At 37.4% G+C, this 25,151-nt stretch carries 21 protein-coding genes and 3 pseudogenes; 18 read left to right on the top strand and 6 right to left on the bottom strand.

From position 1 onward, the window contains the following. The first annotated feature begins 975 nt into the window (after positions 1-975). The 4 genes from J7E77_RS27300 to J7E77_RS27285 all read left to right on the top strand — a co-directional run bounded on the left by J7E77_RS27300 (position 976) and on the right by J7E77_RS27285 (position 5,369). Positions 976-2,235, top strand: a complete 1,260-nt coding sequence (locus tag J7E77_RS27300; protein WP_214718371.1) for an MFS transporter — start codon at positions 976-978, stop codon at positions 2,233-2,235. A 26-nt stretch (positions 2,236-2,261) separates the two neighbouring features. After that, entirely contained in the window at positions 2,262-3,443 is a 1,182-nt protein-coding gene (locus tag J7E77_RS27295) for a M20 metallopeptidase family protein (protein WP_214718369.1), read from the top strand. Positions 3,444-3,583: 140 nt separating this feature from the next. Continuing rightward, the gene (locus J7E77_RS27290) at positions 3,584-4,699 is read left to right on the top strand and encodes a M20 metallopeptidase family protein (protein WP_214718368.1); all 1,116 of its coding nucleotides are present in this window, start codon (positions 3,584-3,586) and stop codon (positions 4,697-4,699) included. 505 nt (positions 4,700-5,204) lie between these two features. Next, complete coding sequence (locus J7E77_RS27285; RefSeq protein WP_214718367.1) at positions 5,205-5,369, top strand: hypothetical protein; 165 nt, start codon at positions 5,205-5,207, stop codon at positions 5,367-5,369. Positions 5,370-5,617: 248 nt separating this feature from the next. Here J7E77_RS27285 and J7E77_RS27280 read toward each other — a convergent pair whose 3' ends face one another. After that, positions 5,618-7,507, bottom strand: coding sequence for a beta-glucosidase (locus J7E77_RS27280; RefSeq protein WP_308160807.1), 1,890 nt, complete (start codon positions 7,505-7,507; stop codon positions 5,618-5,620). Between J7E77_RS27280 and J7E77_RS31550 the strand changes: the two genes are divergently transcribed. From J7E77_RS31550 to J7E77_RS27265, 4 genes are all read left to right on the top strand, one after another. Beyond that, complete coding sequence (locus J7E77_RS31550) at positions 7,422-7,970, top strand: hypothetical protein (protein ID WP_308160808.1); 549 nt, start codon at positions 7,422-7,424, stop codon at positions 7,968-7,970. The genes J7E77_RS27280 and J7E77_RS31550 overlap by 86 nt on opposite strands. A gap of 327 nt (positions 7,971-8,297) precedes the next feature. Then, entirely contained in the window at positions 8,298-8,738 is a 441-nt protein-coding gene (locus tag J7E77_RS27275) for a YaiI/YqxD family protein (protein WP_214718365.1), read from the top strand. A gap of 139 nt (positions 8,739-8,877) precedes the next feature. Next, on the top strand, positions 8,878-9,789 hold the full coding sequence (locus J7E77_RS27270; protein WP_214718364.1) for an AEC family transporter: 912 nt from the start codon (positions 8,878-8,880) through the stop codon (positions 9,787-9,789). A 135-nt stretch (positions 9,790-9,924) separates the two neighbouring features. Further along, a complete protein-coding gene (locus J7E77_RS27265; RefSeq protein ID WP_214718361.1) occupies positions 9,925-11,109 on the top strand; it encodes a sulfite reductase subunit alpha in 1,185 nt (394 codons plus the stop codon). Positions 11,110-11,307: 198 nt separating this feature from the next. Here the strand turns inward: J7E77_RS27265 and J7E77_RS30950 are convergent, their stop codons facing one another. Together J7E77_RS30950 and J7E77_RS30945 are read right to left on the bottom strand one after the other, a co-directional pair. Beyond that, positions 11,308-11,703, bottom strand: a complete 396-nt coding sequence (locus J7E77_RS30950) for a peptidase G2 autoproteolytic cleavage domain-containing protein (protein ID WP_308160805.1) — start codon at positions 11,701-11,703, stop codon at positions 11,308-11,310. Beyond that, positions 11,700-12,293, bottom strand: a complete 594-nt coding sequence (locus tag J7E77_RS30945) for a peptidase G2 autoproteolytic cleavage domain-containing protein (protein ID WP_251026853.1) — start codon at positions 12,291-12,293, stop codon at positions 11,700-11,702. The genes J7E77_RS30950 and J7E77_RS30945 overlap by 4 nt, the downstream gene beginning before the upstream one ends. A gap of 196 nt (positions 12,294-12,489) precedes the next feature. On the opposite strand from J7E77_RS30945, the gene vanR reads away from it, so the two are divergent. The 5 genes and pseudogenes from vanR to J7E77_RS27235 all read left to right on the top strand — a co-directional run. Further along, positions 12,490-13,188 carry a vancomycin resistance response regulator transcription factor, VanR-F/VanR-M family gene (gene vanR, locus J7E77_RS27255; protein WP_214718359.1) on the top strand — a complete coding sequence of 233 codons (699 nt, stop codon included), beginning with the start codon at positions 12,490-12,492 and terminating at the stop codon, positions 13,186-13,188. Then, positions 13,181-14,293 (top strand): HAMP domain-containing sensor histidine kinase, encoded by a 1,113-nt coding sequence (locus tag J7E77_RS27250; protein ID WP_214718358.1) that lies wholly within the window; start codon positions 13,181-13,183, stop codon positions 14,291-14,293. The genes vanR and J7E77_RS27250 overlap by 8 nt, the downstream gene beginning before the upstream one ends. A gap of 101 nt (positions 14,294-14,394) precedes the next feature. Further along, positions 14,395-15,315 (top strand): VanY-A/VanY-F/VanY-M family D-Ala-D-Ala carboxypeptidase, encoded by a 921-nt coding sequence (gene vanY, locus J7E77_RS27245; protein WP_214718357.1) that lies wholly within the window; start codon positions 14,395-14,397, stop codon positions 15,313-15,315. Continuing rightward, positions 15,312-15,893 (top strand): VanZ family protein, encoded by a 582-nt coding sequence (locus tag J7E77_RS27240; protein WP_214718356.1) that lies wholly within the window; start codon positions 15,312-15,314, stop codon positions 15,891-15,893. The genes vanY and J7E77_RS27240 overlap by 4 nt, the downstream gene beginning before the upstream one ends. A 283-nt stretch (positions 15,894-16,176) precedes the next feature. Continuing rightward, positions 16,177-16,524: pseudogene (locus tag J7E77_RS27235) on the top strand (tyrosine-type recombinase/integrase); the annotation flags it as partial. A 214-nt stretch (positions 16,525-16,738) separates the two neighbouring features. Here J7E77_RS27235 and J7E77_RS27230 read toward each other — a convergent pair. After that, the gene (locus tag J7E77_RS27230; protein WP_308160803.1) at positions 16,739-17,089 is read right to left on the bottom strand and encodes a winged helix-turn-helix transcriptional regulator; all 351 of its coding nucleotides are present in this window, start codon (positions 17,087-17,089) and stop codon (positions 16,739-16,741) included. 142 nt (positions 17,090-17,231) lie between these two features. Between J7E77_RS27230 and J7E77_RS27225 the strand changes: the two genes are divergently transcribed. From J7E77_RS27225 to J7E77_RS27210, 4 genes and pseudogenes are all read left to right on the top strand, one after another. Next, the gene (locus J7E77_RS27225; protein WP_214718345.1) at positions 17,232-17,858 is read left to right on the top strand and encodes a nitroreductase family protein; all 627 of its coding nucleotides are present in this window, start codon (positions 17,232-17,234) and stop codon (positions 17,856-17,858) included. A gap of 306 nt (positions 17,859-18,164) precedes the next feature. After that, positions 18,165-18,773 (top strand): annotated as a pseudogene (locus J7E77_RS27220) (FAD-dependent oxidoreductase); the annotation flags it as partial. 32 nt (positions 18,774-18,805) lie between these two features. Then, positions 18,806-19,987 (top strand): MFS transporter, encoded by a 1,182-nt coding sequence (locus J7E77_RS27215; protein WP_374103014.1) that lies wholly within the window; start codon positions 18,806-18,808, stop codon positions 19,985-19,987. A gap of 65 nt (positions 19,988-20,052) precedes the next feature. Further along, positions 20,053-20,751: pseudogene (locus tag J7E77_RS27210) on the top strand (tyrosine-type recombinase/integrase); the annotation flags it as partial. 626 nt (positions 20,752-21,377) lie between these two features. Here J7E77_RS27210 and J7E77_RS27205 read toward each other — a convergent pair. Then, positions 21,378-22,013: a hypothetical protein gene (locus J7E77_RS27205; RefSeq protein WP_214718330.1), complete on the bottom strand. Its 636-nt coding sequence runs from the start codon at positions 22,011-22,013 to the stop codon at positions 21,378-21,380. Positions 22,014-22,681: 668 nt separating this feature from the next. Between J7E77_RS27205 and J7E77_RS27200 the strand changes: the two genes are divergently transcribed. Then, positions 22,682-23,140 (top strand): hypothetical protein, encoded by a 459-nt coding sequence (locus J7E77_RS27200; RefSeq protein ID WP_214718328.1) that lies wholly within the window; start codon positions 22,682-22,684, stop codon positions 23,138-23,140. 100 nt (positions 23,141-23,240) lie between these two features. Here the strand turns inward: J7E77_RS27200 and J7E77_RS27195 are convergent, their stop codons facing one another. Further along, positions 23,241-24,713: a flavin monoamine oxidase family protein gene (locus tag J7E77_RS27195; protein WP_214718326.1), complete on the bottom strand. Its 1,473-nt coding sequence runs from the start codon at positions 24,711-24,713 to the stop codon at positions 23,241-23,243. Positions 24,714-25,151 lie beyond the last annotated feature (438 nt).

Raw genomic sequence — 25,151 nt, 5'->3', positions numbered from 1 at the left:
TCATCCGAATATGTAATAGCTAAACTACTTACGCGCTGCACATTTTGATTTTTTAGAAGTATTTTTATTTCTTTATCTGAAAATGTTATTTTGCTCATAGCGGTCCCCTAATCCCCATATCTTTAAGATTCAAGTATATAAAAAAATACCTATAGATAAAACACTCTTTTTTAAGTGTCCTATCTATAGGTACCATATTAAATCGCACTTCTCTCTTTTTTTATGGATCCAGTCTGAATGCAGGTCTCATTCGGACAAGTAAAGGAGAAAAAAGTTTGAGTCTGTCCGAATGCATCAGATTTAGATGAGTTTATTAACTTAATAGAATGAACTGTATCTTAGGTATTGAAAATAGGAAAAATCCAGTAGCACATAGCTGACGGATCTCAGTTTAGGTAATAAAATAAATGTCTTACTACATTTTTATAGATGTTATAAAAATGTAGGAGAGTTTCTTAAGAAAAAACAAAATGCCCTGCTTTTTCTGTGCAGGGCATTTCGTTATCTTACAATGAGGTCCCTCTATAAATCTTGCTTTTTCGTTTATAGCTCAATTTATTTTTATTAATGATAAATTTAGGAAGAAGCACTTTAGAATAAGATAAAGTCCCGAATACACCCACCGTTGGATCCGAGAAAAGATTGGTTAAAAGGATATACAAAAAATAATATGTATAAATTACTGTAAAAATTTTTTTACAATATGTACATTCTTATCATTACTTAATTATAAAGTTTATAGTGCTGAAAGTTAAAGAATAATAGGATTTAACAGCAAAAATCAGACAAAATAAAAAAAGAAAGATAAGTTGGCACAAAATTTGCATAATAAAAAATCATAAGAAAAATGTCTCTTTTTGGCCGATGATACTAGGAAGCGCTTACAAGGAGAGAATCAAAGGAGGGATTTTATTTTTAGTTAAAATAGATTTAGGGCAGTACAGCTAACAATATTAAAAAAGGGGATGGTATGTTGTGAACAACAAGGGGAAGATTTTTTATGGTTGGTGGATTGTAGTAGCAACTTTTTTGATTATGATGTTAATTTATGCTCCGATTGCTAACTTAGTTTCACTATTTACTCTGCCTGTTACCAATGAACTCGGATTCGAAAGGTCCCAGTTTATGACGTATTATACGATTATGGCTTTAGCTGCAATGGTTGTAGGCCCTATAGCAGGTAAACTAATGAAAAAGATGGACATTAGGATATATTTAACATTATTTATCTTAATAGGAGCTAGTGCATTTGTTGGCTTTTCATTTTCAACAAAACTAATTCATTTTTATTTATTTGCAGTACTTATGGGTGCATCCCTATCAGGTGGAGCAATGATCCCAACATCCGTTCTTATCACAAATTGGTTTAATAATAAACGTGGATTATGTTTGGGTATAGCGTTATCAGGGACTGGTTTCGGCGGTGTCATCCTGAGTCCTTTAGTTAACTGGCTCATTACAGCCTACGGATGGAGATCAGCCTATCTTGTTCTAGGGATTTTAATAGGTATAGTATTAGTCCCATTTGCAGTATTTGTAATTAGATTAAGTCCAACTGATAAAGGTTTAATGCCATTAGGTGAGGCAAAAACTTTACATCCTACGAAAAAGAATGTATTAACAGGTACAACTCAAGGACAAGCACTTAAGTCAGTGTCATTTTGGACTCTTTGTTTAGCCGTCTTAGTAGGTGGCATTGTGGTTAATAGTATGCTGATCAATCTTGCCCCATATTTAGCAGATATAGGTGCCACAGCCAAAACAGCGGTATTGCTATTATCAATAGGTTCGGCAATGGTGATCATCGGAAAGCTGCTGGTCGGGCGCTTATTTGACAAGTTAGGATTATTCACCACCTTACTTATTATTTCTACAGGAAGTTTGGTAAGTTTTATATTCCTGATGAAAGGGAACATTCTATTACCTGCCATTCTTTATACCGTTTTTTCAGGTATAGGTGCAACGGCTGTAACTGTTTCACCTGCTTATCTTACTGGAGCGCTTTTTGGTGAGCTAGAATTTGGTGCAAAATATGGGGTAGTATCAATATTTATATCATTAGGTGCAGCGATCACTCCGATCGTATCAGGTGCGATATTTAATATGAACCATTCCTATGAATTATTACTATATGTTTTAATTGTGCTTTCTGTTGTTCAATTCGGATTGTTCTTCGTTTCCATTAAATTGAAGCCTAAATTTTCTAAAAATTCATTGGATGAAGATGTAGCATAATTTAAAAAATGGAAAGGGGTATTTTTATGAATAAGACGATAAACATGGCTAACACTTTATCAAGCGCAGTTGAGATCAAGGATGAACTAATCAAACACCGGAGACATCTTCACGAAAATCCTGAACTTGGATTTGACTTACCAAATACAGTCGCATACGTGAAAGAAACATTAAAAGGTATGGGGCTCGAGCCCAAAAAGGTCGGGAAAGCAGGATTAGTTGTAACTATTGGCAAGGGAAATGGAAAAACTCTTTTGTTAAGAGGAGACATGGATGCTTTACCTATAAAGGAAAATACCGATTTGCCGTTTAAATCGACGAATGAATTTATGCATGCTTGTGGTCATGATATCCATACGACATTCATGCTCGGTACAGCAAAGTTATTAAAGGAAAGAGAAAATGAAATCAACGGAACGGTCAAAATCATGTTTCAACCAGCTGAGGAAATTGGCGCTGGAGCGAAGGATATGGTGGCCAATGGGTTAATGGAAAATCCAAAAGTAGATGCAGCACTTGCCCTTCATGTTGATCCAGGCTTGGAAGTGGGGAAATTCGGATATAAACCAGGCATTGCTGCTTCATCATTAGATGGCTTTTTCCTAAAAGTACAAGGAAAAGGCGGACATAGTTCTGAACCTCAAAAAGCCATTGATCCATTGATGATTATCAACGCAATCTACAGCCAATTAAATACGTTAGTGGGTAAAGAAATAGATCCAAGTGAAAGAGCCGTTCTTGTTGTTGGGAAGATGGGTGGCGGTACGGCTGCAAATATTATTCCTGATTCCGCACATCTCGATGCAACCTTACGTACGTTAAATCCTGTAGTTAGGGACCATCTATTTAAGAGAATCCCAGAAATCATTGATGGAACGGTGAAAATGATGCGTGGTACCTATCAGCTTGAAACCCTATCAACACCTTCGTTATATAATCATGCAGAATTATGCGAACAAATGTCACCATATATAAAAGAAGTTATTGGTGAAAATAACCTCGAAGTTAACAATGAACCATTATCCGGTACAGAAGATTTTTCCTATATTAGTAATCTTGTTCCTACGATGTTTATGTGGGCGGGTGCCAACGGATTAGGAGATCGCAATTATCCCCTTCATAATCCGAATGTCGTCTTAGACGAAGGCGTTATACCATGGGGAGTAGCTGTCGCTGTGCATACGGCAATAAATTGGATCAATAATTAAACAACCTATAAAAAAGGTAGGTGGTAAAAATTTTTTTACTCCTTAACAAAAAAATTTTACATTAAAAATGATTGCTGGAATTTCTCTAGTAATATATTAGAACAGCCAGGGATTACCTTTTATTAGAGGAGGCAATGAAATTGGAAAAGAAAAATCTTGAATTGGCGATTCAGCTTCGTCATGAGCTCCATGCTCATCCAGAATTATCAAATCATGAAGTTTGGACGAAACAGCATTTGATTAATTTTCTTAAAGCAAACACAAATCTTGAGATCGTTGATAGAGGCCTTTGGTTTTATGCCATCTATCGTTCCAAAGTGGGAAGAAGAAACGTCGCATTCCGCGCGGACTTCGATGCTCTTCCAATAGACGAAGTGATTGATCTGCCATACGGTTCCCAATATCCTGGAGTTTCTCATAAATGTGGACATGATGGACATGCTGCAACCCTTTGCGGTTTTGCTCTGGAAATTGACCAGAAGGGTTGTGACAATAATGTCTTCTTCCTGTTTCAGCACGCTGAGGAAACAGGTGATGGTGCTGCACAGTGTTCTGTTTTCATAAAGGAAAATAGCATTGATGAGATCTTTGCTTGGCATAGTATGAGTGGTCTTAAATACAATACCGTATATGTCATCGATGGAACAGCGCATTGCGCTTCCAAGGGTATGACCATCTATATGGAAGGTGTTCCTTCTCACGCCAGTGAACCGGAGAAGGGAATAAATCCAGCCTTTGCAATTGCGAAAGTAATTGATGCCATTCCTGGATTCATTGATCCTGCAAACAATAGGGGGTTAGTTCTCTGTACAGTTGTTCAGGTAGACATTGGTGCAAAAGCATTCGGTGTCAATGCCAGCAGGGGTGCTCTTCGAATGACCATTCGTGCACTTTACGAGGATGAACTGGACAGACTTCAGAAGAATCTAGAGGGTTTTGCGAAGACTGAAGCTGAGAAGTATGGATTGAAAGTGAGCTTCGAATATCAGGATGAATTCCCGGAAACTTCTAATCACAAAGAAAGCTCTAACAAGATTCGTCAGGTCTGCAAACAAAATGGGCATCAGATGTTGGAGTTATCTGAAGCATTCCGCGGTTCCGAAGATTTCGGTCACTACACGAAACTCACAAAAGGTGCCTACACCTATATTGGAAACGGTGAAGATTATCCGAACCTGCACAGTTACGAATTTGACTTCAGGGACAATCTCATTGAAACAGCTGTGGAACTGTTCAAGGGACTAGCTGTATTATAAGATGACATTTGGTGCCTGACCCCCGTTACGTAGTGTATTTGAAAAGTAGCAATAGAAAACAATAAAACACTGCATTAGAAGATTCATTCTAATGCAGTGTTTTTCTTTACTCCGCCATACGGTTTTGCCAAATTAATTTGAAATAGTGTTGATATTAAAGGTAAATTTCATCGTTCAGTTAGAAATTCTACCAGAAACAGTTAAGAAAGTACTTGAGCTTTGTCAGCAACAAAATGTTCCTGTTCGATGCTGGCGCTGGATTTAACGGTGCACAAAAAGGCATGCCGTCATTTGATGATGTGAAAAAACGATTAAGTCATTGAACCATGATCCATATTTTGGTTCGTGGTGTTATGGCTCGATCACGTTAAACTCTAGTGATGAACTAGAGTTTATTTCCAATGGAGTTAGTAATTAAATATTTAGTTATCAAAAGGTATGTTGAAATATTTAAATAAAAAACGAATTATTGCAGATAATTTATATATATGGAAGGAGGGGGACAATGGAAAAGAACAATAATGATAAAAATCTTACAAACAAGAATCAAGAAGAAAGCTTGGAAATTAGTTCTACAGGTTATGGATATGAGTCTGTTACAACAGAAACAGGAGCGGAACAAACAAAAAAACAAGCAAAAGGGACGAGCCAATCTTGTGGAGGTTTGTAATTTCTCCCATTTGATTATGAATCTTTCTTTTTTATTCTTCAAGAGTCCATACTAGAAACGATATAATAAAAAATGGTTATTAATAACAAACATTATAAAAGAGGGAGTTTCCAATTAACTTGGTAACTCCCTCTTTTATATAAAAATAGTTTTCGCCAAAATGAATCGCCATAGCACCATTCATGAAAAATCAAATGATTTGTGGATTTCATCACAGTTATCAACAGCTAGAGTAACAGCTTTTCATTTTACTCTATTGTAATGGAAGCCTCACTTGTTGTGCCCGGCTGGCGACGTACCGTAATGGAATCAGTCAGCGTGGCCTTGTCAGAAGAGTTACCGACTTTCACCTCGTACGTACCTTCAAGAGTTTTCCACGCGTCAGCATCGGCATCCCAAATGGACAATGGGTGGTTAGACGCTGACGGGTCGATGGTAATTGTGACATGCTTCTTCTCACCTGGTTCTAGCCAGATTTTCTCAAAACCAACTAAGCGTTTAGGTGGCTGGTTCGCATTTTCAGGCAGACCTAAGTAGACCTGAGGCACTTCAGCGCCGGCAACGTCTCCGGCGTTCTTCACGAAGAACGCAACCTTAATAGGCTTGGTACCATCAGTGGTCTCCGGTGTGACAACGAGCTTAGAAATCTCGAAGTTGGTGTAGGACAAACCATGACCAAATGCAAAAAGAGGTTTGATACCTTTGGAGTCGTACCAGCGGTAACCCATTTCTAGACCCTCCGAATAGTACACTTGCGGAATCTCCCTGCCAGTACTATCTAACACTCCTTGATTAACTCCAGGGTAGCGGTCGGCGGTGCTAGTTGGCGTGTCCGCTTTTGCTACTGGATAGGTTACCGGAAGCTTACCGGATGGGTTTACGAGACCGAATAACAAATGGGCAACAACATTGCCGTCCTTCTGGCCTGGATTCCATGCTTCAAGTATTGCTGGAACCTCGTTAACCCAAGGCATGAGAACGGGATCGCCATCTTTGAGCACGAGTGCGGTTTTCTTGTTTGCTGCGGTAACGGCTGTTATCAATACGTCCTGGTTGTCAGGTAGAGACAGACTTGGGCGATCTCGACCCTCAGAGGTTAAGACACCAGCCATAAGGATGACAACGTCGGCATCCTTCGCTGCAGCAACAGCCGCGTCGAGGTTGCTATTGTCATTAGCAACAGTCACTTTGGTAATGGTTGCATCTGAACCTAGTTTTGTTAAAGTGTTCTGCAAACCCTGAAGCGGTGAAACCGTGTAAAGCGGACTTACCCGTGAGCTGCCTCCACCACCGGCGACGGCTGCGTCGACGTATGTCGTCTTGCCAATTAAGGCGATTGAATGTACGGAAGAGTTTAGTGGCAACAGGTTACCCTCGTTCTTTAGCAAGACGGCTGTCTGCTCGGCAATTTCGCGGGATTTAGAACCGTTGGTCTCAGCGTCGATGGTACCTCGAACGATGGGACGGTCGAATATGCCATATTTGAACATTTGTACGTATCGACGATTAAGTGCTTGGTCGATTGTTTCCATCGTTAGGCTCTTGTTGTCAAGTGCAGCCTTGATGTCTACGTTTGTGAAGAACCTGGCGTTTTGCATTTCTAAATCCAAGCCGGCGTTTAACGCAGGTGCAGTTGAATGTGTAGCGCCAAAGTCAGACTGGACGTAGCCCTTAAAGCCCCACTGATCACGTAGGACCGTGTTCAGCAAATACTCATTTTCGCATGAGTAGATACCAGCCACCCGGTTGTACGAGCACATGATTGAGCCAACGTTGCCATCTTTGACTGACATCTCAAACGGCAACAGGTAGAGTTCGTGAAGTACATTCTCGGCGATGTTTACGTTAACAGTTCCTCGGTTCTGTTCCTGATCATTAAGTACGTAATGCTTCGACATCGCGATGATGTCGTTGTCTTGAATTCCCTGAATTTCTTTCGAAGCTAGAACACCTGCGAGGTAAGGGTCCTCACCCATGTACTCGAAATTACGACCGTTCTCGCCCAAACGTGCGAGATTGATACCTGGTGCTTCGAGCTCGTGCAGGCCTAGCGTGCGCGCCTCTCCGCCCATCAAGTTACCAAAGTCATATGCGAGGCTAGGATCGAAACTGGCCGCAAGTCCAAGCGCAACTGGCAGAGCAGTGGCCTTATCCTGCGGGCTGCAATCACCGCCGCCAAGACCGACGGGACCATTCGTGATCCGGAACGTCGGGATCTCTAGCTCAGGAATGCCGGGGATGTGCCGACTAGGGCTACCACATTGCGGAAGCTCAGGAATTACTCCGCGAGCCCCGGCAAGCTGTTGGATCTTCTGGTCCAGTGTCATTGCGTCGAGTAGAAGTTCCGAACGTGCCTCAGGAGCAAGTGACGTATCCATCCAGGGTAACAGTGACGAGGCATCTGACGGAACAGCATTGGTAGACTGGCTCGGTGACGCGGCGAATGCCCCGCCGACAATGGATACGGTAGCAATACTTGATACAAGTGAAGACCAAATAAGTTTTCTTAAACTTTTAGCTGATTTAGACATTTTATACCTCCTTTTATTTGAACTTATCGAACTTACCGTACGCCTCCTCATCCCTATGTGTAAGCGTTAACATTCCGAGACAACTTAATTATACGGAATATTCTAATTTTTTAACTTGTGAAATTTTTAGACTTTTTTGTAATTTTTTTATCATCTTAATCTGTAATGGTTAACGATTTCATAAGGTTATTGCCGACCAAAAATAAGTCGAGGTTTGACGTAGGGCTTTCACTACAAAGGTTTTTATAAAAAGTTTAGTAAATGCTAGACTTGGGAAACGAACATACTGGGGGTCAGGCACTTTGCAGCACCGTCCTTGTGCTTACATGGTTTGACAAAAGCGCAATTTAGCAATAGTATCACTATTAATTCGAACTTTTTTACAGGGGAGATAAAGATGAAAATTTATGTGGATGCAGATGCTTGTCCGGTAAAAGATATTATTATTTCTGAAGGAAGAAATGCAGAAATTCCTGTTGTCCTTGTTACGAGCTTTTCTCATTATTCTAATGCGGAACAACCTTCAGGAGTGGAAATCATTTATGTTGATTCAGGAGCAGATGCTGCTGATTATCGGATTATGAAGTTAGCTGAATCAGGAGATATTATTGTTACGCAAGATTACGGACTTGCATCGCTAGGTTTAGCAAAAGGATGTACAGTCCTTCACCATAAAGGGTTTAGCTATACAAATGAAAACATTGACGAATTATTACAAACACGGTATTTAAGTGCAATGGCTCGAAAAAGCGGTAAGCGAACAAAGGGACCCAAGCCTTTTACAGCAGAAGATCGGGAGCAATTTAGGAGGCTTTTTAAACAAGTTATTTTTAATTAGAGTGTTGACTCAGCCAACACTCTTCTATTCATTATTAGACAGAGACGTCATCTTGATGAAATGACTTGATGAATTTATCACGTATACTTACTTACAGAAACTCAAATTTAGATACTTCATAGAGGAGCGTATTTTTTTAATGAATCAGGAATTTCTTTCTATTATTATTATCATTGCCCTTGGGTATCTATTAAAACGTTTAAATATTTTACAAGAAAAAGATGGAGTAGTCATTTCAAAAATTATTTTTAAAATTACCCTTCCTGCCTTAGTTCTTGTCACATTCGATTCTGTAAAAATAGAAACTTCTTTAATTTTGTTACCAGTTATCGTACTTGTTTATGGAATCATAGCAGCAAGTCTAGGTTTCTTAGTTTTTAAAAATGAGGAAAGAGAACTGAAAGGTTCTTTTCTGATGCTTTCTTCCGGATTTAATGTTGGCTTATTTGCATTTCCTTTAGTTTATGCAATTTGGGGTATGGATGGATTAACATATTTTAGTATGTTTGATGTCGGAACATCATTTGTCGTTTTTGGAATTGCCTATATTTTAGGAAGTTATTTTTCAGCAGAAGGACTTAGGCTTAAACCATTAGAAATTCTAAAAAAACTTGCCAAGTCTATTCCGTTAATGACGTATCTTATGGCTAGTCTTTTAAATTTTAACCACCTCCATTTACCTGATACGATCATTCATGTTGCAAGTACAATCTCTGGTGCCAATATGCCGTTATCATTATTATTATTAGGGCTCTATTTGAATTTTAAATTTGACAAACAATTGATTAAACCAATGTTGAAATATTTAACCTTCCGATATGGTTTAGGTCTACTTTTTGGATTAGGTTTATACTATATCCTTCCGTACAATCAGATGTATCGATTTACAATTTTGATCGGTTTATTACTACCTGTTGCAGCATCCGCCTTAACATTTGCAGTTGAATTTAAATACAGCACCAGCAGCACCCGTTTAATCGCTACTATATCAAATATTACGATTTTAATTAGTATTGTCATTTTATATATTTTTGCAAACTTTATTTTATAAAGCTTTCAATTAAAAGATCTGATCCTTTTGATGGGTAAATTCACTAGAAATTGGGAAGAAAATTGTGAAAAAATACACATCAGATTTCCCAAATCAATGTTAAAATGTATATATTACTTTTGGAGGTTAAGAACCATGCAAAATACTTTGGATAACACTAAAACTGCCCAAAAAGACAAACTTGTTCAAACAACATTTTCACGAACAAATCCGTATCAAGCAAAAATTCTTAAAAACATTAATATAAATGGGGCAGGCTCTAGTAAAGAAACAAGGCATATTGAGTTATCACTAGAAGGATCAGGCCTTTCTTATGTGCCAGGTGATGCCCTTGGCATTATCCCTTCAAATGATCCAGAACTCGTGGCTTCCCTTCTTGATGAAATGCACTGGGATGAAGAAGCGTTTGTAACGATCAATAAGCAAGGTGAGACACTTCCACTGAAGGAAGCGCTAACCACCTATTTTGAAATTACACTACTATCAAAAAAGGTTTTACAGCAGGCAGCTGCCTTTACAGAAAACGAAGAGTTACAAAAGCTTCTCTTGGTTGAAAATACAGCTCAATTGAAAGAATATTGCTATGGGCGAGATTTGCTTGATATGTTACGTGAATTCGCTCCATGGAAAGCTACTGCTCAGGAAATCGTCTCTATCTTAAGAAAAATGACGCCGCGCCTCTATTCGATTGCAAGCAGCATTGCAGCTAATCCAGATGAAGTTCATTTAACCATCGGTGCTGTGCGCTACAATGCTAATGGCCGCGAGCGTAAAGGGGTTTGCTCTGTATTATGTGCTGAACGTGTAAATGAAGGAGATACGCTTCCAGTCTTTATTCAAGCAAATAAACATTTTTATCTGCCAGAGTCTCATAATATAGATATTATTATGGTCGGACCTGGGACCGGTATTGCACCATTCCGTTCATTTATACAAGAGCGTGCAGTGAATAAAGGAACAGGCCGGTCATGGCTATTTTTTGGAGACCAGCATGCAGCTTCTGATTTCCTTTATCAAGAAGAGTTGGAACAATTTCAGCAAGATGGGGTACTTTCCAAATTAGATACGGCCTTCTCTCGCGACGGAGCTCAAAAAGTCTATGTTCAGCATAAAATGCAAGAACATAGTAAAGAACTGTTCGAATGGCTTCAAAAAGGTGCTTATTTCTATGTGTGTGGAGATAAGGAATATATGGCGAAAGACGTCCATGAAACGCTTATTAGCGTAATTGAAAAAGAAGGTTCAATGAGCCGTGATGAAGCAGAAGCGTATTTAAAAGATATGCAGAAGCAAGGGCGTTATCAACGTGATGTGTATTAAAAGATAAGCTGCAAGAATCTTTAGTAACCACCCTTCGTTCCAGTTAGGACGAAGGGTTTTTTATCATGAGTTACATTTGAATTCGGTTTTTTATTAGAAGACAATTTCGAAAAGGACAGTTATATAAAAAAGGCAAACTAGTATCTTTCAATTCGCCTTTTACTCATATTATCGTTTTTCTTAGTTATATTCGAATTATTACTTAGCCAAAATCAAGATTTGATTTGGTCCTGTACGTTTTAATACAAAGTATCCTTTCTCTGCTTTTGTTGCAATTCCATCATCATTCGACCAGCAATATCCATGAGTTTCACAAGTCCCATCATCTCGAACCAGTACTTGACCAATTAATCCGACAGCTACCCATTCCGGACGATTTACACGAGATATATACTCTTCATGAGGATTCCATTCTGGATTAAGCATAGGCTGCATTATTTTTCTTTCTGGAGTAATTACATTTCCTTCTACGTCTTTTTGAGCTGGAATGGTGACTTCATGATATTTTCTCCGTCTCCATTCATCAGTCAGGTATTTACCTTGCCACCGTAAGCCACCACTATTTCCAAGGAGACTTGGTGTTGCACTTGTTATTCCAAAATAAATGAATCGTTTGAAGTGGCTTTTCGAATCTTGTCTTCTTTCGATACAGTAACAAAATAGCCAGCATCAATCGAGTTTCCATCGGCTGTTTCAAACATCTCTGCATAATCACCCGCCGGAGTTAAATACGCTCCGTCTACGAACATATTACCGTTATTCAGAAGTTTTCCAACTAGGCCTGTAACATCATACGGAACTGCTCCGAAAGCTACATTCCACGAATAAGTTGGGTCACCATCTACGTTGTTAACAGCGCCATTTTTACCCATAATATGGGCTCCTTCGAAACCATTTGTTGAGGTAAGGAGACATTCAGTATGAGATAACTCCCCACTGGCCACTGTACCTGATCCTTCGGCATGTGAAGAATTGCCACTTGCCCTTGTACCGTTACCCTCAGCGTGTGAAGAATCCCCACTGGCCATTGTACCTGTTCCTTGGGAATGGGCCGCAAATCCACTTGCTTCTGTACTATCTCCCTCTGCATGGGAAGAATTGCCACTTGCGGTTGTACCATTTCCTTCGGCATGGGCATTAGGTGCCACGACCCAAGAGTTATGGAACGGATGCTTATTCGACAAACGGGCCATATTCTTGAATAAAAAAAGGAAATAATAGAAAATAAAATACAAGCTCTAAATTATACCATGTTAGTTAAGATTCTGCTGATAAGGTATCCCCACCAAAAACATCGAATTTTTTTAAAGGGTGCAGCTTTGTAAGGTTTGATGATAAATAAAAAATACCCGAATGTAACTTGATATAGGAGTGGAATAGATGAAACGTATATCGATTTTAATTGCTGATGATGAGGAGGAGATAGCTGATCTGCTTGCAATCCATCTAGAAAAAGAAGGATACAATGTCATTAAAGTACCTGATGGGCAAGAAGCCATACATGTTATCCAGACTCAATCAATTGATTTGCTAATTTTGGATATTATGATGCCGAAAATGGATGGGTATGAAGTAACCCGTCAGATTCGTGAACAATATAATATGCCTATCATTTTTTTGAGTGCGAAAACTTCTGATTTCGATAAGGTACATGGACTAGTGATTGGAGCAGATGATTATATAACTAAACCATTTACCCCTATTGAATTGGTTGCACGTGTGAATGCTCAATTGCGGCGCTTTATGAAGTTGAATCAACCCAAAGTAGATGATAATAAAGCTATCTTGGAATTTGGTGAAATAGTGATTTCTCCTGATCAACGTACAGTTTTGCTTTATGGTGAAAACATCGAGCTAACGCCGAAAGAGTTTGATATTTTGTATTTATTAGCCAGTCATCCAAAGAAAGTTTATAGTGTAGAAAATATTTTTCAGCAGGTTTGGGGTGATGCATACTTTGAAGGTGGTAATACGGTAATGGTGCATATTCGAACCTTACGGAAAAAACTCGGAGAAGATAAGAGAAAAAACAAGTTAATCAAAACTGTTTGGGGAGTGGGGTATACATTCAATGGCTAAATTTATACGCAGTTTTCGCTCCAAAATAATCGTATTATTTGGTTTAAGTATGATTCTGGGTGGTATTATAACTTACTTAATTTTTAAAGGACTACAGCTTTATTATCATACGATGGTTCGTCGTGGTGACCCCTTGGCCCAACTTCGTCAATTCATAGACAGTATTGGAGACTTTAACTTCTTTTTAATGCTATTTATCTCACTTTCGATATTGTTTTTCTATTTACTCACTAAGCCCTATTCTACCTATTTCAATGAAATATCAAACGGAATTCATTATCTCGCTCGTGGCAACTTTAAACATCGGGTTTATATTCAATCAAATGATGAATTTGGAGATATTGCACAAGCAATTAATCTGGCAAGTGAAAAATTAGAAGAAGCCATACAAAGAGGCGATTTTTCAGAAAACAGTAAAGAACAGTTAGTTGTAAATTTGGCTCATGATTTGCGTACTCCCCTAACTTCTGTTTTAGGTTATTTAGATTTAATCCTTAAGGATGAGAAGTTGACTAAAGAACAAGTCAGACATTTTTTAACGATTGCCTTTACTAAATCTCAGCGATTAGAACGACTTATTGATGAATTATTCGAAATAACGCGAATGAACTATGGCATGTTGCCAGTAGATAAAAAGCAAATTGATTTATCTGACCTTCTTAATCAATTAAAGGAAGAATTATATCCTATCTTCGAAAAAAATCATTTGATAGCCCGAATGAATATTCCTCCCCATTTACCTATTTTTGGTGATGGTGAGTTATTAGCTCGTGTGTTTGAAAATCTTTTAACCAATGCAAATCGTTATGGATATGATGGTCAGTTTGTAGATATTAACGGGTTTGTTGATGCAGGAGAAGTGGTTGTTCAGGTTATTAATTATGGAGATAGTATTCCTCCGAATGAACTTCCATATCTTTTTGATATGTTTTATACCGGTGACAAAGCACGAACTCATCAAGAAGATAGCACAGGTCTTGGTTTATTCATTGCAAAGAATATTGTGGAGCAACATAATGGAACGATTACGGCCGAAAGTAGTTTAATACGTACTGTATTTGAAGTTCGTTTACCGCAGGAAAGTGTTACAATTGACCAAGTTTAAAAATTTCATAAAGGATTTAAGAAAAATTTAAATTTTACCCTACTCTTTTTTTAAAAAGTTTTTCCTATTCTAGTATCTATAAGAATAAGGAGGAACTTGAAATGAAGAAGTGGGGATTTTTATTGTTTTTAGTATTATGTCTGAGTTTTGCATTTGTCAATAAAGAACCGTCTATTCAAGATAAAGTAGAGGTTCAAAGATATGAAAAAAATAACAATGATCATTTAGATAATAGCGAGACCTCTGAAGGTTTCCAAACGATAGAGATTACAAAAGAACAGGTCTTTCAAGGAAATTTACTCTTGGTTAATAATGAATATCCTATTCACCATGAGAGTATAAAATCAGATGTTGTAAATTTATTTACTCACAAAGAATTGAAAAAGGGATACGAATTGCTTGATACCAAAATTGAATTGTCAGAGGATGTCGCCCGTGAATTTTCGGAGATGATAGTTGCTGCTGAAAAAGAGGGGGTTCGCCATTTTTCAATTAATAGTGGCTTTCGAGACTTTGATGAGCAAAATGTACTTTATCAAGAAATGGGGTCTGACTATGCCTTGCCTGCAGGCCATAGCGAACACAATTTGGGTTTATCGCTTGATGTAGGATCTACCCAAATGAAAATGAATGAGGCACCTGAAGGTAAGTGGATAGAAAAAAATGCTTGGAAATACGGCTTTATTATACGCTATCCAAAGGACAAAACGGCAATCACAGGCATTCAGTATGAACCTTGGCATATTCGCTATGTTGGATTGCCGCACAGTGTGATTATGGAGGAAAAGAATTTTTCTTTAGAAGAATATTTGGATTTCCTAAAAGAACAAAAGTCCATTTCAACTACTATACATTGTGAAAAATATGAGATCTCTTATTACCCTGTAACCAAAGATACGACCATTCATGTGCCTTCCAATCTTCGTTGGGAGATATCAGGCAACAATATGGATGGTGTAATTGTGACAGTGTTTCCCAGAACAACACATACTAATCTCAAGGAGGTAAGGATGGCGGAATGAAAAAAACGAAATTAATGAACAGAATTATTGTACTAGCACTATTTGTCTTTTATATGTACGCATTACTTAGAATCATTCTATTTAAGTTCCGCTGGAGAGATATGACCTTTCTCTGGCATCAACTTCAGAGGAATCTTGGGAACCCTGATAATCTCATGTACCAATTGCAAAGAGGTAATTTTATCCCGTTTAAAACAATATTCATTAATAGTCAGAGTCTATCGTGGCATGATTTAAGTAATTTGGTTGGGAATATCGCATTGTTCATACCATTTGGAATGGTTCTTGTATTATTGTCTAAAAATAAAGGGATGTCATTCATAGGCGTATTAGCTCTATCTTTGAGTTTAAGTTTATACTTGGAATGCTTCCAGGTTGTTTTTTCTATCGGAATTTTTGATGTGGATGACCTAATACTAAACACCTCTGGGGGATTGCTTGGCTATTGTGCTATCAAGCTTTATGACAAGGTTTATAGTAAGTTTATAGTAAATACATCAAGCATTGTCCAAGATAGAGATATTGTTGAAAACCAGGAATTTAAAAATATCGAGGAAGGTGAACCGTACCATAAATAACGGGTTCTGGTTATTTAGCTAAACGGGAAACGATACTAGAAACTGCTGCCGTGGAGTAGCCGCTATTGTGTTAAATCAGTAATAGAAGCTCAGAAGTTATTCCAGAATTGTGCGCTTTCCTTGAGTAAAGAAAGTGTCCTTTTTCTTGTATTGCAAGTGTTCTCATGGCTCGGTAATTTGTTATTGTCTGCGATTGCGGAATAACCTACGTATGAATAAGACTCTCCTTGAACATAATAGAATCTAGATTAATTGATTTAAACAATAGGAGAGTGAAAGAATAATGTTATTATCAGAAGCGTGGGAAAAGTATCAACAAGATAAAAAAATTGAGGGATATTCTCTACTTACATTAAAAACATATTGTTTTCAATAAAACCTATTATTACGATTTTTCGGCGATATTGACATGGGTGAGTTGACTACTGAGAAACTAAAAGAGTATCTAGTAAAGGCAGGAGATCATTTAAAGTCATCCAGTTTAGGACACAGGGTTCGTTGCATTAAATCACTATTCAAATGGACACATGAAGAAGGCTATATTACGAAGAATCCAGCTGCGAAATTAAAAGAGCCGAAATTAGGTAAAAGAATCCCAAAATTCCTATGTGAACTTGAGATTGAACATCTTAATAGGAAGTAAAGTTGAATAAATAACGACATTTTAGTATTCAGCTAAAGGGCGCATTTCTTTAAAAAGAATTGCGCTCATTCTTTGTGTATTGGGCTAGATTGTTGAACAAGGTATTAAAAATGAAAATGGATATTTATATTATAATGAGGATTTGAGTTTAGTTAAAGATTAATCGACTTGAATAAATCTTTACAATTTATAAAAATTAGATTTAACTATAATGACAACAAATTTCCTCATCTCGATCTATCTCTCTTACAACCGCATAATTATTCCCCCACTCACACATTGTGTTTAAAACTGGTACAAATGATTCACCTAACTCCGTTAAGCTGTACTCTACTTTTGGAGGTAATTCCTTAAATACTTCTCTTCGGACTATCCCATCTTTTTCTAACTGCTTTAATTGATCAGTCAAAACTTTTTGTGTAATTGCTGGGATTCTTTCATAAAATTCTTTTGTCCGCATTGATTTTTGGCTCAAGAAATAGAGGATTAGACATTTCCACTTTCCTCCTACTGTATTCATGAAAATATTAATTCCAGTGTTTTGACTCCCCACCCTTTATTCCCCCTCGTATATTATGTTTAAGCCTAATAGGCACTAAAAAGTGGCTATGCCACATTAATGTGCGTTATTTTCTCTTAGTTTAGTGTCTATTATAATCGGTGTTGTAGCAAAAAAAAAATTTGGAGTGGATACCATGAGTGTAAAGGATATTTTGGAAAAAAGACGTTCCGTTAGGCATTATGATTCAAACTATAAAGTCAGTTCAGAAACGGTAACATCATTGATTGAAAGTGCTAGTAAGTCGCCTAACGGAAATAATATACAAGCAACGCGATACTTAGTCATAGACGATGCTCATCTGCGAGATTTGTTGTTACCGATAGCCTTTGATCAACAACAAGTGACAGAAGCATCCACATTAATTGTGATACTTGGGGATTACCATGCTTTTGAGAAAGAAAATATCATAAAGATACATGAAGAAGGATTTCAGGCAGGTTTTTTTGATGCAACACTAAGAGATTATTTGGCAGGTGCTGCAATAAGTTATTATGCAAATAAATCAAAAGAAGATTTAAGCATCGAATTAACAAGAGATGCAAGCCTGGCTTCCATGTCATTAATTTTACTGGCTAATGAAGCGGGTCTTGAAACAATTACAATGTCAGGGTATGATTCCCAACAGCTTAAGTCGGCATTGCATATTTCTGAGAGGTATTTGGACGTTATGCTTATAGCAATTGGAAAAGGTATTAAGAGTGGTCACAAAACTGTCAGGCATGATGTGGAGAAAGTAATCTTTAATAATAAAATACAATAACGATTATCAAAATCGTTTAAGAACGTAGACAAACCCATGTTTTAAACATTGTTGAAACATGGGTTTTTTTCTATTTTCATTCCCGTCGAGTTTAATTTAGACTTCTTTTAGGATGGTCATGGCCCTCAATGTTATGTTTTGACAGCATTTTAATGCCTCCCCTCAAAAAGAAGATCGGGTTTTCCTCCGATTATTTTTATGTGAGGATATATGACATGATTCATTTCTTTTAATAGATTTTATGAAATACTAGGATAGAAGGTATGTTTTAGCCATCATCTTTTTTAACTTGCTGGAGGTTTTAGAATGGATAAACAAAAGTTAGTATTAGTTGGGAATGGAATGGCGGGTATGCGTTGCATCGAGGAGATTTTAGAGAATGCTCCCGATCTATTTGCCATTACTGTTTTGGAAGCGAACCGAATGTTAATTATAATCGCATCATATTGTCGATTACTGCAGGGCAGCACATCGTTTTAGAATATTACGATAAATGATCGTGATTGGTATGAAGAGCAGAATATACAACTCTTCACAGGAGAAGCAGTTGTACAAATTGACATAGAGAAAAAGATTGTAAAAATAGACAAAAAAAGAGAAGTGCCGTATGACACACTCATTATAGGGACAGGTTCCGTTTCTTATTCCTATTCCTGGTATTGATAAAGAAGGGGTTATCACATTCCGAACAATTGAAGATTGCCAAAAAATGATTGAAACATCGAAACAATATAGAAAAGCAGTAGTAATTGGCGTCGGATTGCTAGGTTTAGAAGCTGCCAGAGGGTTGCTAAACCTTGGAATGGAAGTGAATGTTGTTCATATATCCAGCTGTTTAATGGAAAGCAGCTTGATCGCATAGCATCAAAAATGCTGGAAAAAGAGTTAAAAAGTCAAGGAATGAATTTTCCTTTAATATCAAGAGAAATGAAAGGTGAGCTGGTATGGTGAAACAGAAGGGTCAAGCATCAGTACTAATTTTATCAACTTTATCGATGATTGTTTGTTTTACAGTTTGGTCGGTCTTTGCACCAATCGCTACGGAAATTCAAAAAATGTACCAATTAAGTGCTCTAGAAAAAAGCATTCTAATCGCTACACCTGTTCTGTTAGGTTCTTTGATGCGTATTCCTATGGGAATTTTAACCGATCGATATGGTGGTAGACAGATATATGCTTTAACCATATTACTTCTTGTCTTACCGATGGTTGGAGCTGGTTTTGCTCATTCTTATGCCATGATGTTGTTTTGGGCATTTTTTATTGGTATGGCAGGAACAACGTTTGCTGTTTCCATTACCTATGTTTCTAGATGGTTTCCACCAGAAAAACAAGGTTTCATTTTAGGAATTGCGGGTATGGGAAATTTGGGATCGGCAGTGGCTAGTTTTTTCATTCCGATGATTTTTACATCATATGGTTTGGAGTGGGTATTTTGGAGCCTTGCATTTGCATTGGGGGTTATGTCCATTATCTTTTGGATAGGAACTCAAGATGGCCAAAGACTAAGCGAGACCAAGACTTTAAAGGAAGCATTGTCCGTATTAAAATTTAAAGAAACTTGGTTATTATCTATTTATTATTGCCTTACCTTTGGAGGTTTTGTTACTTTTAGTATTTATTTACCTACTTTGTTGAATGACCTGTATCACATTACGGCCCTTGATGCTGGAATAAAAACAGCAGGGTTCGTTGTATTAGCTACGTTTATACGTCCGGTTGGTGGGTATCTATCCGATCAGTTTGGAGCAAAAAGATTGTTAACCATTGTTTTTAGTGGCGTATTGTTATGTGGATTGGTTATCGCTTTTTCGATGGGAAATTTTATTCTCTTCAGTGTTAGTTGTCTGTTAATCGCCATTTTGTTTGGGATCGGAAATGGAGCAGTTTTTAAGATGGTACCTGAAGTCTCATCAGATAATATAGGATCGGTAACAGGTATTGTCGGCGCAGTTGGAGGAATCGGAGGTTTCTTTCCTCCCATTATCATTGGATTCACAAAAGATGTAACTGGCCATTATTTTATAAGCTTTACATTATTATCTATTCTCTCTCTGTTGTGTTTAATCCTTAATCATATGGGAGGTATTAAGAAAAGAGTAAATTTGAGTATAAAGAAAAGCGCATAAAAAAGAGGCTGACTCAAATGGTTGTTGATCAACTGCATTTTCGAGTCACCTCTTTTTTTGTCTGTGCTTTGCGCAGCTTTTATTCCTGGGCTGTTAAACATAAAAAGCTGCAGCATAACCCGATGGATGAAATTCAGGATATCAAGTCGGCTGATGGGGATTCTGAAAATATTATGTGGCTGACAGAAGAAGAGTTTGAAGATTTATTGAATCGTGTGAGAAAGACACCGATCAAAAGTAGAGGAGTAGATCCCGAAGAAAAGTATCGCCGGGATCGAGCGATTATTTATTTATTAACCTATGCTGGTCCTAGGGTTGATGAACTATCAAACTTAAAACTAACTGATCTTGATTTAGAGTTAAGACGTATTCGGATAATTGGGAAAGGACGGAAGCTCCGGACGGTGCCCATTTCAAATACCTTGTGGCAGGAACTGTACGATTGGTTAATTTTTAGAGGAGAGATGTCAAACAAGAAAGCGCATGTAGAAGATTCACCTTATGTGTTCTACAGCCAGCGTTCATCTAAATTTACGGTTCGTGGGATCCAGACCATGATTGAAAGTTACAGTTTACCGAAGAAAAAATTAACACCCCATATGTTTAGGCATACATTTTGTAAGTGGATGTTAAAAGCAACGAATAATGACATTGAAAAAGTAAGGAGATTGGCCGGTCATAGTAATATTTCGACCACAGCAAGATATTTAAGAGATTCATATAGCGACTTGGCGGATGCTGTTGAAGCTATGCCGAAATTTTAACTCTGTGAGATTTTGTTTATAATATTGTGAACCCTGCAATCCTGATGTACTTGTAAGCTTTTATTAAGATATTTCGTATTAAAATTAAGATCCCTTGATATAGACGATTTCAGGAGTAGGAAAATGAGAAATACAAAGAAAAAATACTGATCTCCATTAATAAGTTAGTGGAAAAACCAGCATTATTTTCGTTCACAACTACAACTTTTTGGTTAGTTTTAATTAATTAATTTTAGCGGACTCGATATCCACAAAGTGGGTGCCCGAGCCCGCATGTATTTCTCTCAATGGACAAAAACTCGACCCGAGCATTAATTTGCTTTTGCCGAATGGTTTGTATTTCTAATTAAAGATAGAAGAAACTCGTCAAAAAAATGCCTTTTTCCAACAAGAGCAAACACTTTTATAAATAGGGATTACTTTATCATTATCACAAGTTTTATAAATTTAAATCCATCTAAAATTTCAAAATTCAGGTTTTACATAAAGAGTGTGGGCTTTTATTCAACAAACGGGCCATTTTCTTGAATAAGACTTTTTAAAAAAACTGGATGTTTGTTAATGTGAATATTGTGAAGAATTGAACTTAAAACTAAAAAGCCGTTTTATAAGGCGCACTGACTATTTTAATTATTATTTCTTTGAATCTGTTTGTATATAAGTTTTGATAATGAATTTTCCGCGCTTATATTTCCCTTTTGTGCTTCTTTTTTCAGAAGTAAGATCATAATTCCACGAGGGACAATAATAACAGATAAAAAAGAACAAAGGTCAATTATTTTTGCATAAGGCTTTAGGTAAACAAAAATTCCCATCTTGGATAGTAAGAAGCCATAATGTCCAAATATCAATAACCCTGAAAACAGTATGCTCCAACGCAAAAAACTATCCCAAGGAGACTTGTACTGGTATAAAATCATAGCAATTAATGGTGCAACCGTTAAGCTACTTCCGAAAAAATTCGGATAAACAGGAGATATAGCAATTTTTACTGCCCAAAAACCAAAAAACATTCCAATTGAATCGTAAACTACATATGCCACTGCCACCAAAGAACCATATAACAAAATCTCCACTATTCGTTTTTTGTCTACAAGATAAAAAAATAATAAATAACAAACAAGCACTACAAACAGCGTAAAAAACCATTCAAATGTAAGGAACTCTTGTTTAAGCCATTTGGTTAAGATTAGATTATTCAATGCATCAGATTTTTGCATTATTTCTTCGTTTTTTTGCATTATTTCTTCGTTAGTAATCATTACAGTTCCCCCTTTTAAAAAATAGATAGTTTTAACATTTGTAAATAATTTAAAATTTATTCTATAAATTCAGAGCATTCTTGTTTAATTAAAGGGGGATTTAGGGGGAAAAGTGCACCAACATCCAATAAAACTATCTTCCGTAGTCGGGCGCTTTTCTTTAGTAAGGATTGCAGTCTTTTTGCATGCTCCGGGAGCACCGATAAAATTACAAGGCAAAAGAAATGGACCTGGATATTTTCTCTACCCCGTCCTTTTCTCAAAATCATTTTGTTCCTTCTTAACACCTACTTTCCGAACAGTCGTGCAAAGAAGCCTTTTTTTGAAGTGGTAGCTAATTCTTTTCTGAACTCCTGGGTTTCCCTTATCGATTGCATAAGCAATTCTGTCAACTCCTTATCCTCCCTCTGGTCTGGTACCGTTGACAGACGCCATACGGGGCTTTCTCTCCTTTGTAAGCAGCCGCCCCTTGTCTTAACCTTAAGGCAACACTCAAGCCTTTAAGGCTTGTAGGTTAGTTACTTACTAAAAGCGTGAAGGTGACACTATCACTGCTATCCAGGCATTATGGAGACCGAGAAGTCACTAACAGTGAGCGATGAATCATGAATAACGTGTCACTATTTGGGTACCACATAAACAAAAGATGCATTGAAATGGGGATAAACATGGAAGTTAAAAGTTTGGATGATGATAAGGTTGTAATAGCAGGAGTGATAGGCGCTGTTTCAACACTTGTAGGAGAAATTACCTCATGGATATTACTTCGTTCAGGTTACGATAAGAAGTACACTTTATACCAATTAAACAGCCTAATGATTACCGTTAAGGATAGGCCAACTGAATTAATGGGTTTGATACTAAATTTTGGGATTGGTTCTATGTTAGGAGCTATGATTTATCTTGCACTTAGAAAATGGGGGCACAGATATGTTCTCCTGATCTGTGGTGTAATCAGTCTATTTATGTGGTTTTTATGGGAACTTCTTTTCACTATGTCTATTGAGGGAAAAACTATTCCTATAAGACCAGTGAGTAGTTATTATAGTCATTTAATTAGCTCTTTGGCATATGGAGTTTCCATGGGACTAATGTTAAAAAATTTCATTTTTAACAAAATTAAGTAACTAAAGTTTCGCTTCCCATATGGAAAGACCTCCAATTGCCAGTTGAGAGACTAACAATTGGAGGGCAGTTGTTTTTTACTGAGCGACACATGGACCACAATTAAGATTCAAAGTAAGTTTTTGGCAAGTCATTCACTTCATATGCAGCATGTATTCCGGATTCGATTGCTCCTTGGATCCAACCGTGAGTAGTTGAGGCATGTTCGCCTGCAAAATGTACTCTTCCTTCGGGTGTGGAAATATAAGGGGTTAACTCTTTTACCTGTTCGGGTTTAAACAGCGTAAATGCTCCAGCAGAATACGGATATCGAACCCAACTGTGGCTCGTTCCTCCTTGAAAATCACTATAGACCTGTTTACCGTGGATCTCTGCTAAATTTTTTAAAACAAATTCCAAGCGACTATCCTGATTCAAACTATCCCATGGTATCGCATCATCTTCCCATGTATAACTGCCTAAAATGACACCTGTTCCTTGTGTACCGAGGCCGTGGCTGGGGTACTGAACATATTTAATCGGGAGGTCAGTAACAGTTTGCCCGCCATACAAACCTTGTTTCTCCCAGAACCTGTTTTTAAACTGGATCCCTGTCTTCGTAGACTCTGCATATTTTAGTTCCCGAATAGCCTTCCATTTATTTTCGGAAAATGAATCACGAGGCTCAATTTCTACAAATTGCAGTACTGAAAAAGGAATTGTCACAATCGCAAGATCTCCAGTAATTTGAAAAGGTTCTAAGATTCGATGGACAGAATGAACGGTTACTTGATTGTCGTGCTGTACAATTCTTTTTACATTTTGTCCGTAATAAATATTATCTTTCAATTGATTGGTAAATGCTTTAGGAAGCAGGTCATTACCTCCTGTTATTTCATAAAAAATATCAGGGATTAACAGTTCACGAAATAGTTCCAAAAATGAAAGCTCAATAAGTCCTTCCAGTGTAAGCATGACTTTAATCATTTCGATGGCTCCGGGAGATAATGTGACTCCGAATGGATTGTATCTTAAATAAGTATCCATCGAGTATTTATCCAATTCCCGAATGACCCAAAGCCAATTTCTTCTGGGGTTCTGGTTAATAAAATCGGTAACCGGTTTTATCGCTGATTGAATCAACTCTTTAGCTGTTTTCCCTTTTTCATGCGGGAAAACGGGAAAGCGTAATATTTGAGGGTTCTGTTCGTACGCCTTTAATCGTGCTTTAACCCCTTTTACATAGATAATATCGGCAGGAGTCGAATTGATAAACTTATTAACAGGGAGCTGGAATTTTTTTATATATTCCAAAGTCAATAAATGCGTACTGGGAATACGCATCGCACCAGCTTCAAGATACTGCTCATCCCTAAAATCCCCCCTTAATGTATATATCCGTCCTCCCACCCTATCAGTTGCTTCAATGACCGTTACATTGTGGCCGGCCTGCTTAAGCAGAGAGGCTGAGACCAGTCCTGCCATACCTGCACCAATAATAATGATCTTCTTGGGTATTTTGGTTTTTTCTAGTCCATTTCGTATAATTGACATCATATGATCAGAGGATAACTTGGGAAATACGTAATTTAACATACTTTTCCTCCTCAAAATGGGATAGACCAGGAATTGAAATTTAGTCTACTGCCATTTTATTCAGCAAGAAAAGCGAATTAGAATAAATATCAAAATTATTATTCCACTAGCTCAGAATCTTTTCATAGTAAGGGAATTTGCTAAGGAATAAAACTTGTAAACCGGCTAAAATTTAAGAATCAATCCATTGAACGTCGTAAACATTTCTAGGTGAAATTGACAGCCTAGGATTGGCTGTACGGCGTTTTTGGCGATTGGTCCTTGGAATGAATCCCATATATATTTTGTCTTGTTGCATAATCGGGCGCGATTGTTGAACAACACAGGTAGATAATGATCAAACTTTTTTAAAAAAGTGCCCTCGTGAAATATTTTAAGAGCCTGTTTTAATCAATCTTTTTTTCAAAATCAGGCTTTTTTATATTTGGAAAATCAACA

The sequence above is a fragment of the Bacillus sp. ISL-77 genome (assembly GCF_018613105.1).
This window is presented reverse-complemented; position numbering and strand designations above follow the sequence as displayed.

Bases quoted from the DNA above. Each gene is read 5' to 3' on its own strand.
- J7E77_RS27295 (WP_214718369.1), top strand. From the start codon at position 2,262: ATGAATAAGACGATAAACATGGCTAACACTTTATCAAGCGCAGTTGAG.
- J7E77_RS27285 (WP_214718367.1), top strand. From the start codon at position 5,205: ATGGAAAAGAACAATAATGATAAAAATCTTACAAACAAGAATCAAGAA.
- J7E77_RS27275 (WP_214718365.1), top strand. From the start codon at position 8,298: ATGAAAATTTATGTGGATGCAGATGCTTGTCCGGTAAAAGATATTATT.
- J7E77_RS27270 (WP_214718364.1), top strand. From the start codon at position 8,878: ATGAATCAGGAATTTCTTTCTATTATTATTATCATTGCCCTTGGGTAT.
- J7E77_RS27265 (WP_214718361.1), top strand. From the start codon at position 9,925: ATGCAAAATACTTTGGATAACACTAAAACTGCCCAAAAAGACAAACTT.
- vanR (WP_214718359.1), top strand. From the start codon at position 12,490: ATGAAACGTATATCGATTTTAATTGCTGATGATGAGGAGGAGATAGCT.
- J7E77_RS27250 (WP_214718358.1), top strand. From the start codon at position 13,181: ATGGCTAAATTTATACGCAGTTTTCGCTCCAAAATAATCGTATTATTT.
- vanY (WP_214718357.1), top strand. From the start codon at position 14,395: ATGAAGAAGTGGGGATTTTTATTGTTTTTAGTATTATGTCTGAGTTTT.
- J7E77_RS27240 (WP_214718356.1), top strand. From the start codon at position 15,312: ATGAAAAAAACGAAATTAATGAACAGAATTATTGTACTAGCACTATTT.
- J7E77_RS27225 (WP_214718345.1), top strand. From the start codon at position 17,232: ATGAGTGTAAAGGATATTTTGGAAAAAAGACGTTCCGTTAGGCATTAT.
- J7E77_RS27205 (WP_214718330.1), bottom strand. From the start codon at position 22,013: ATGATTACTAACGAAGAAATAATGCAAAAAAACGAAGAAATAATGCAA.
- J7E77_RS27200 (WP_214718328.1), top strand. From the start codon at position 22,682: ATGGAAGTTAAAAGTTTGGATGATGATAAGGTTGTAATAGCAGGAGTG.
- J7E77_RS27195 (WP_214718326.1), bottom strand. From the start codon at position 24,713: ATGTTAAATTACGTATTTCCCAAGTTATCCTCTGATCATATGATGTCA.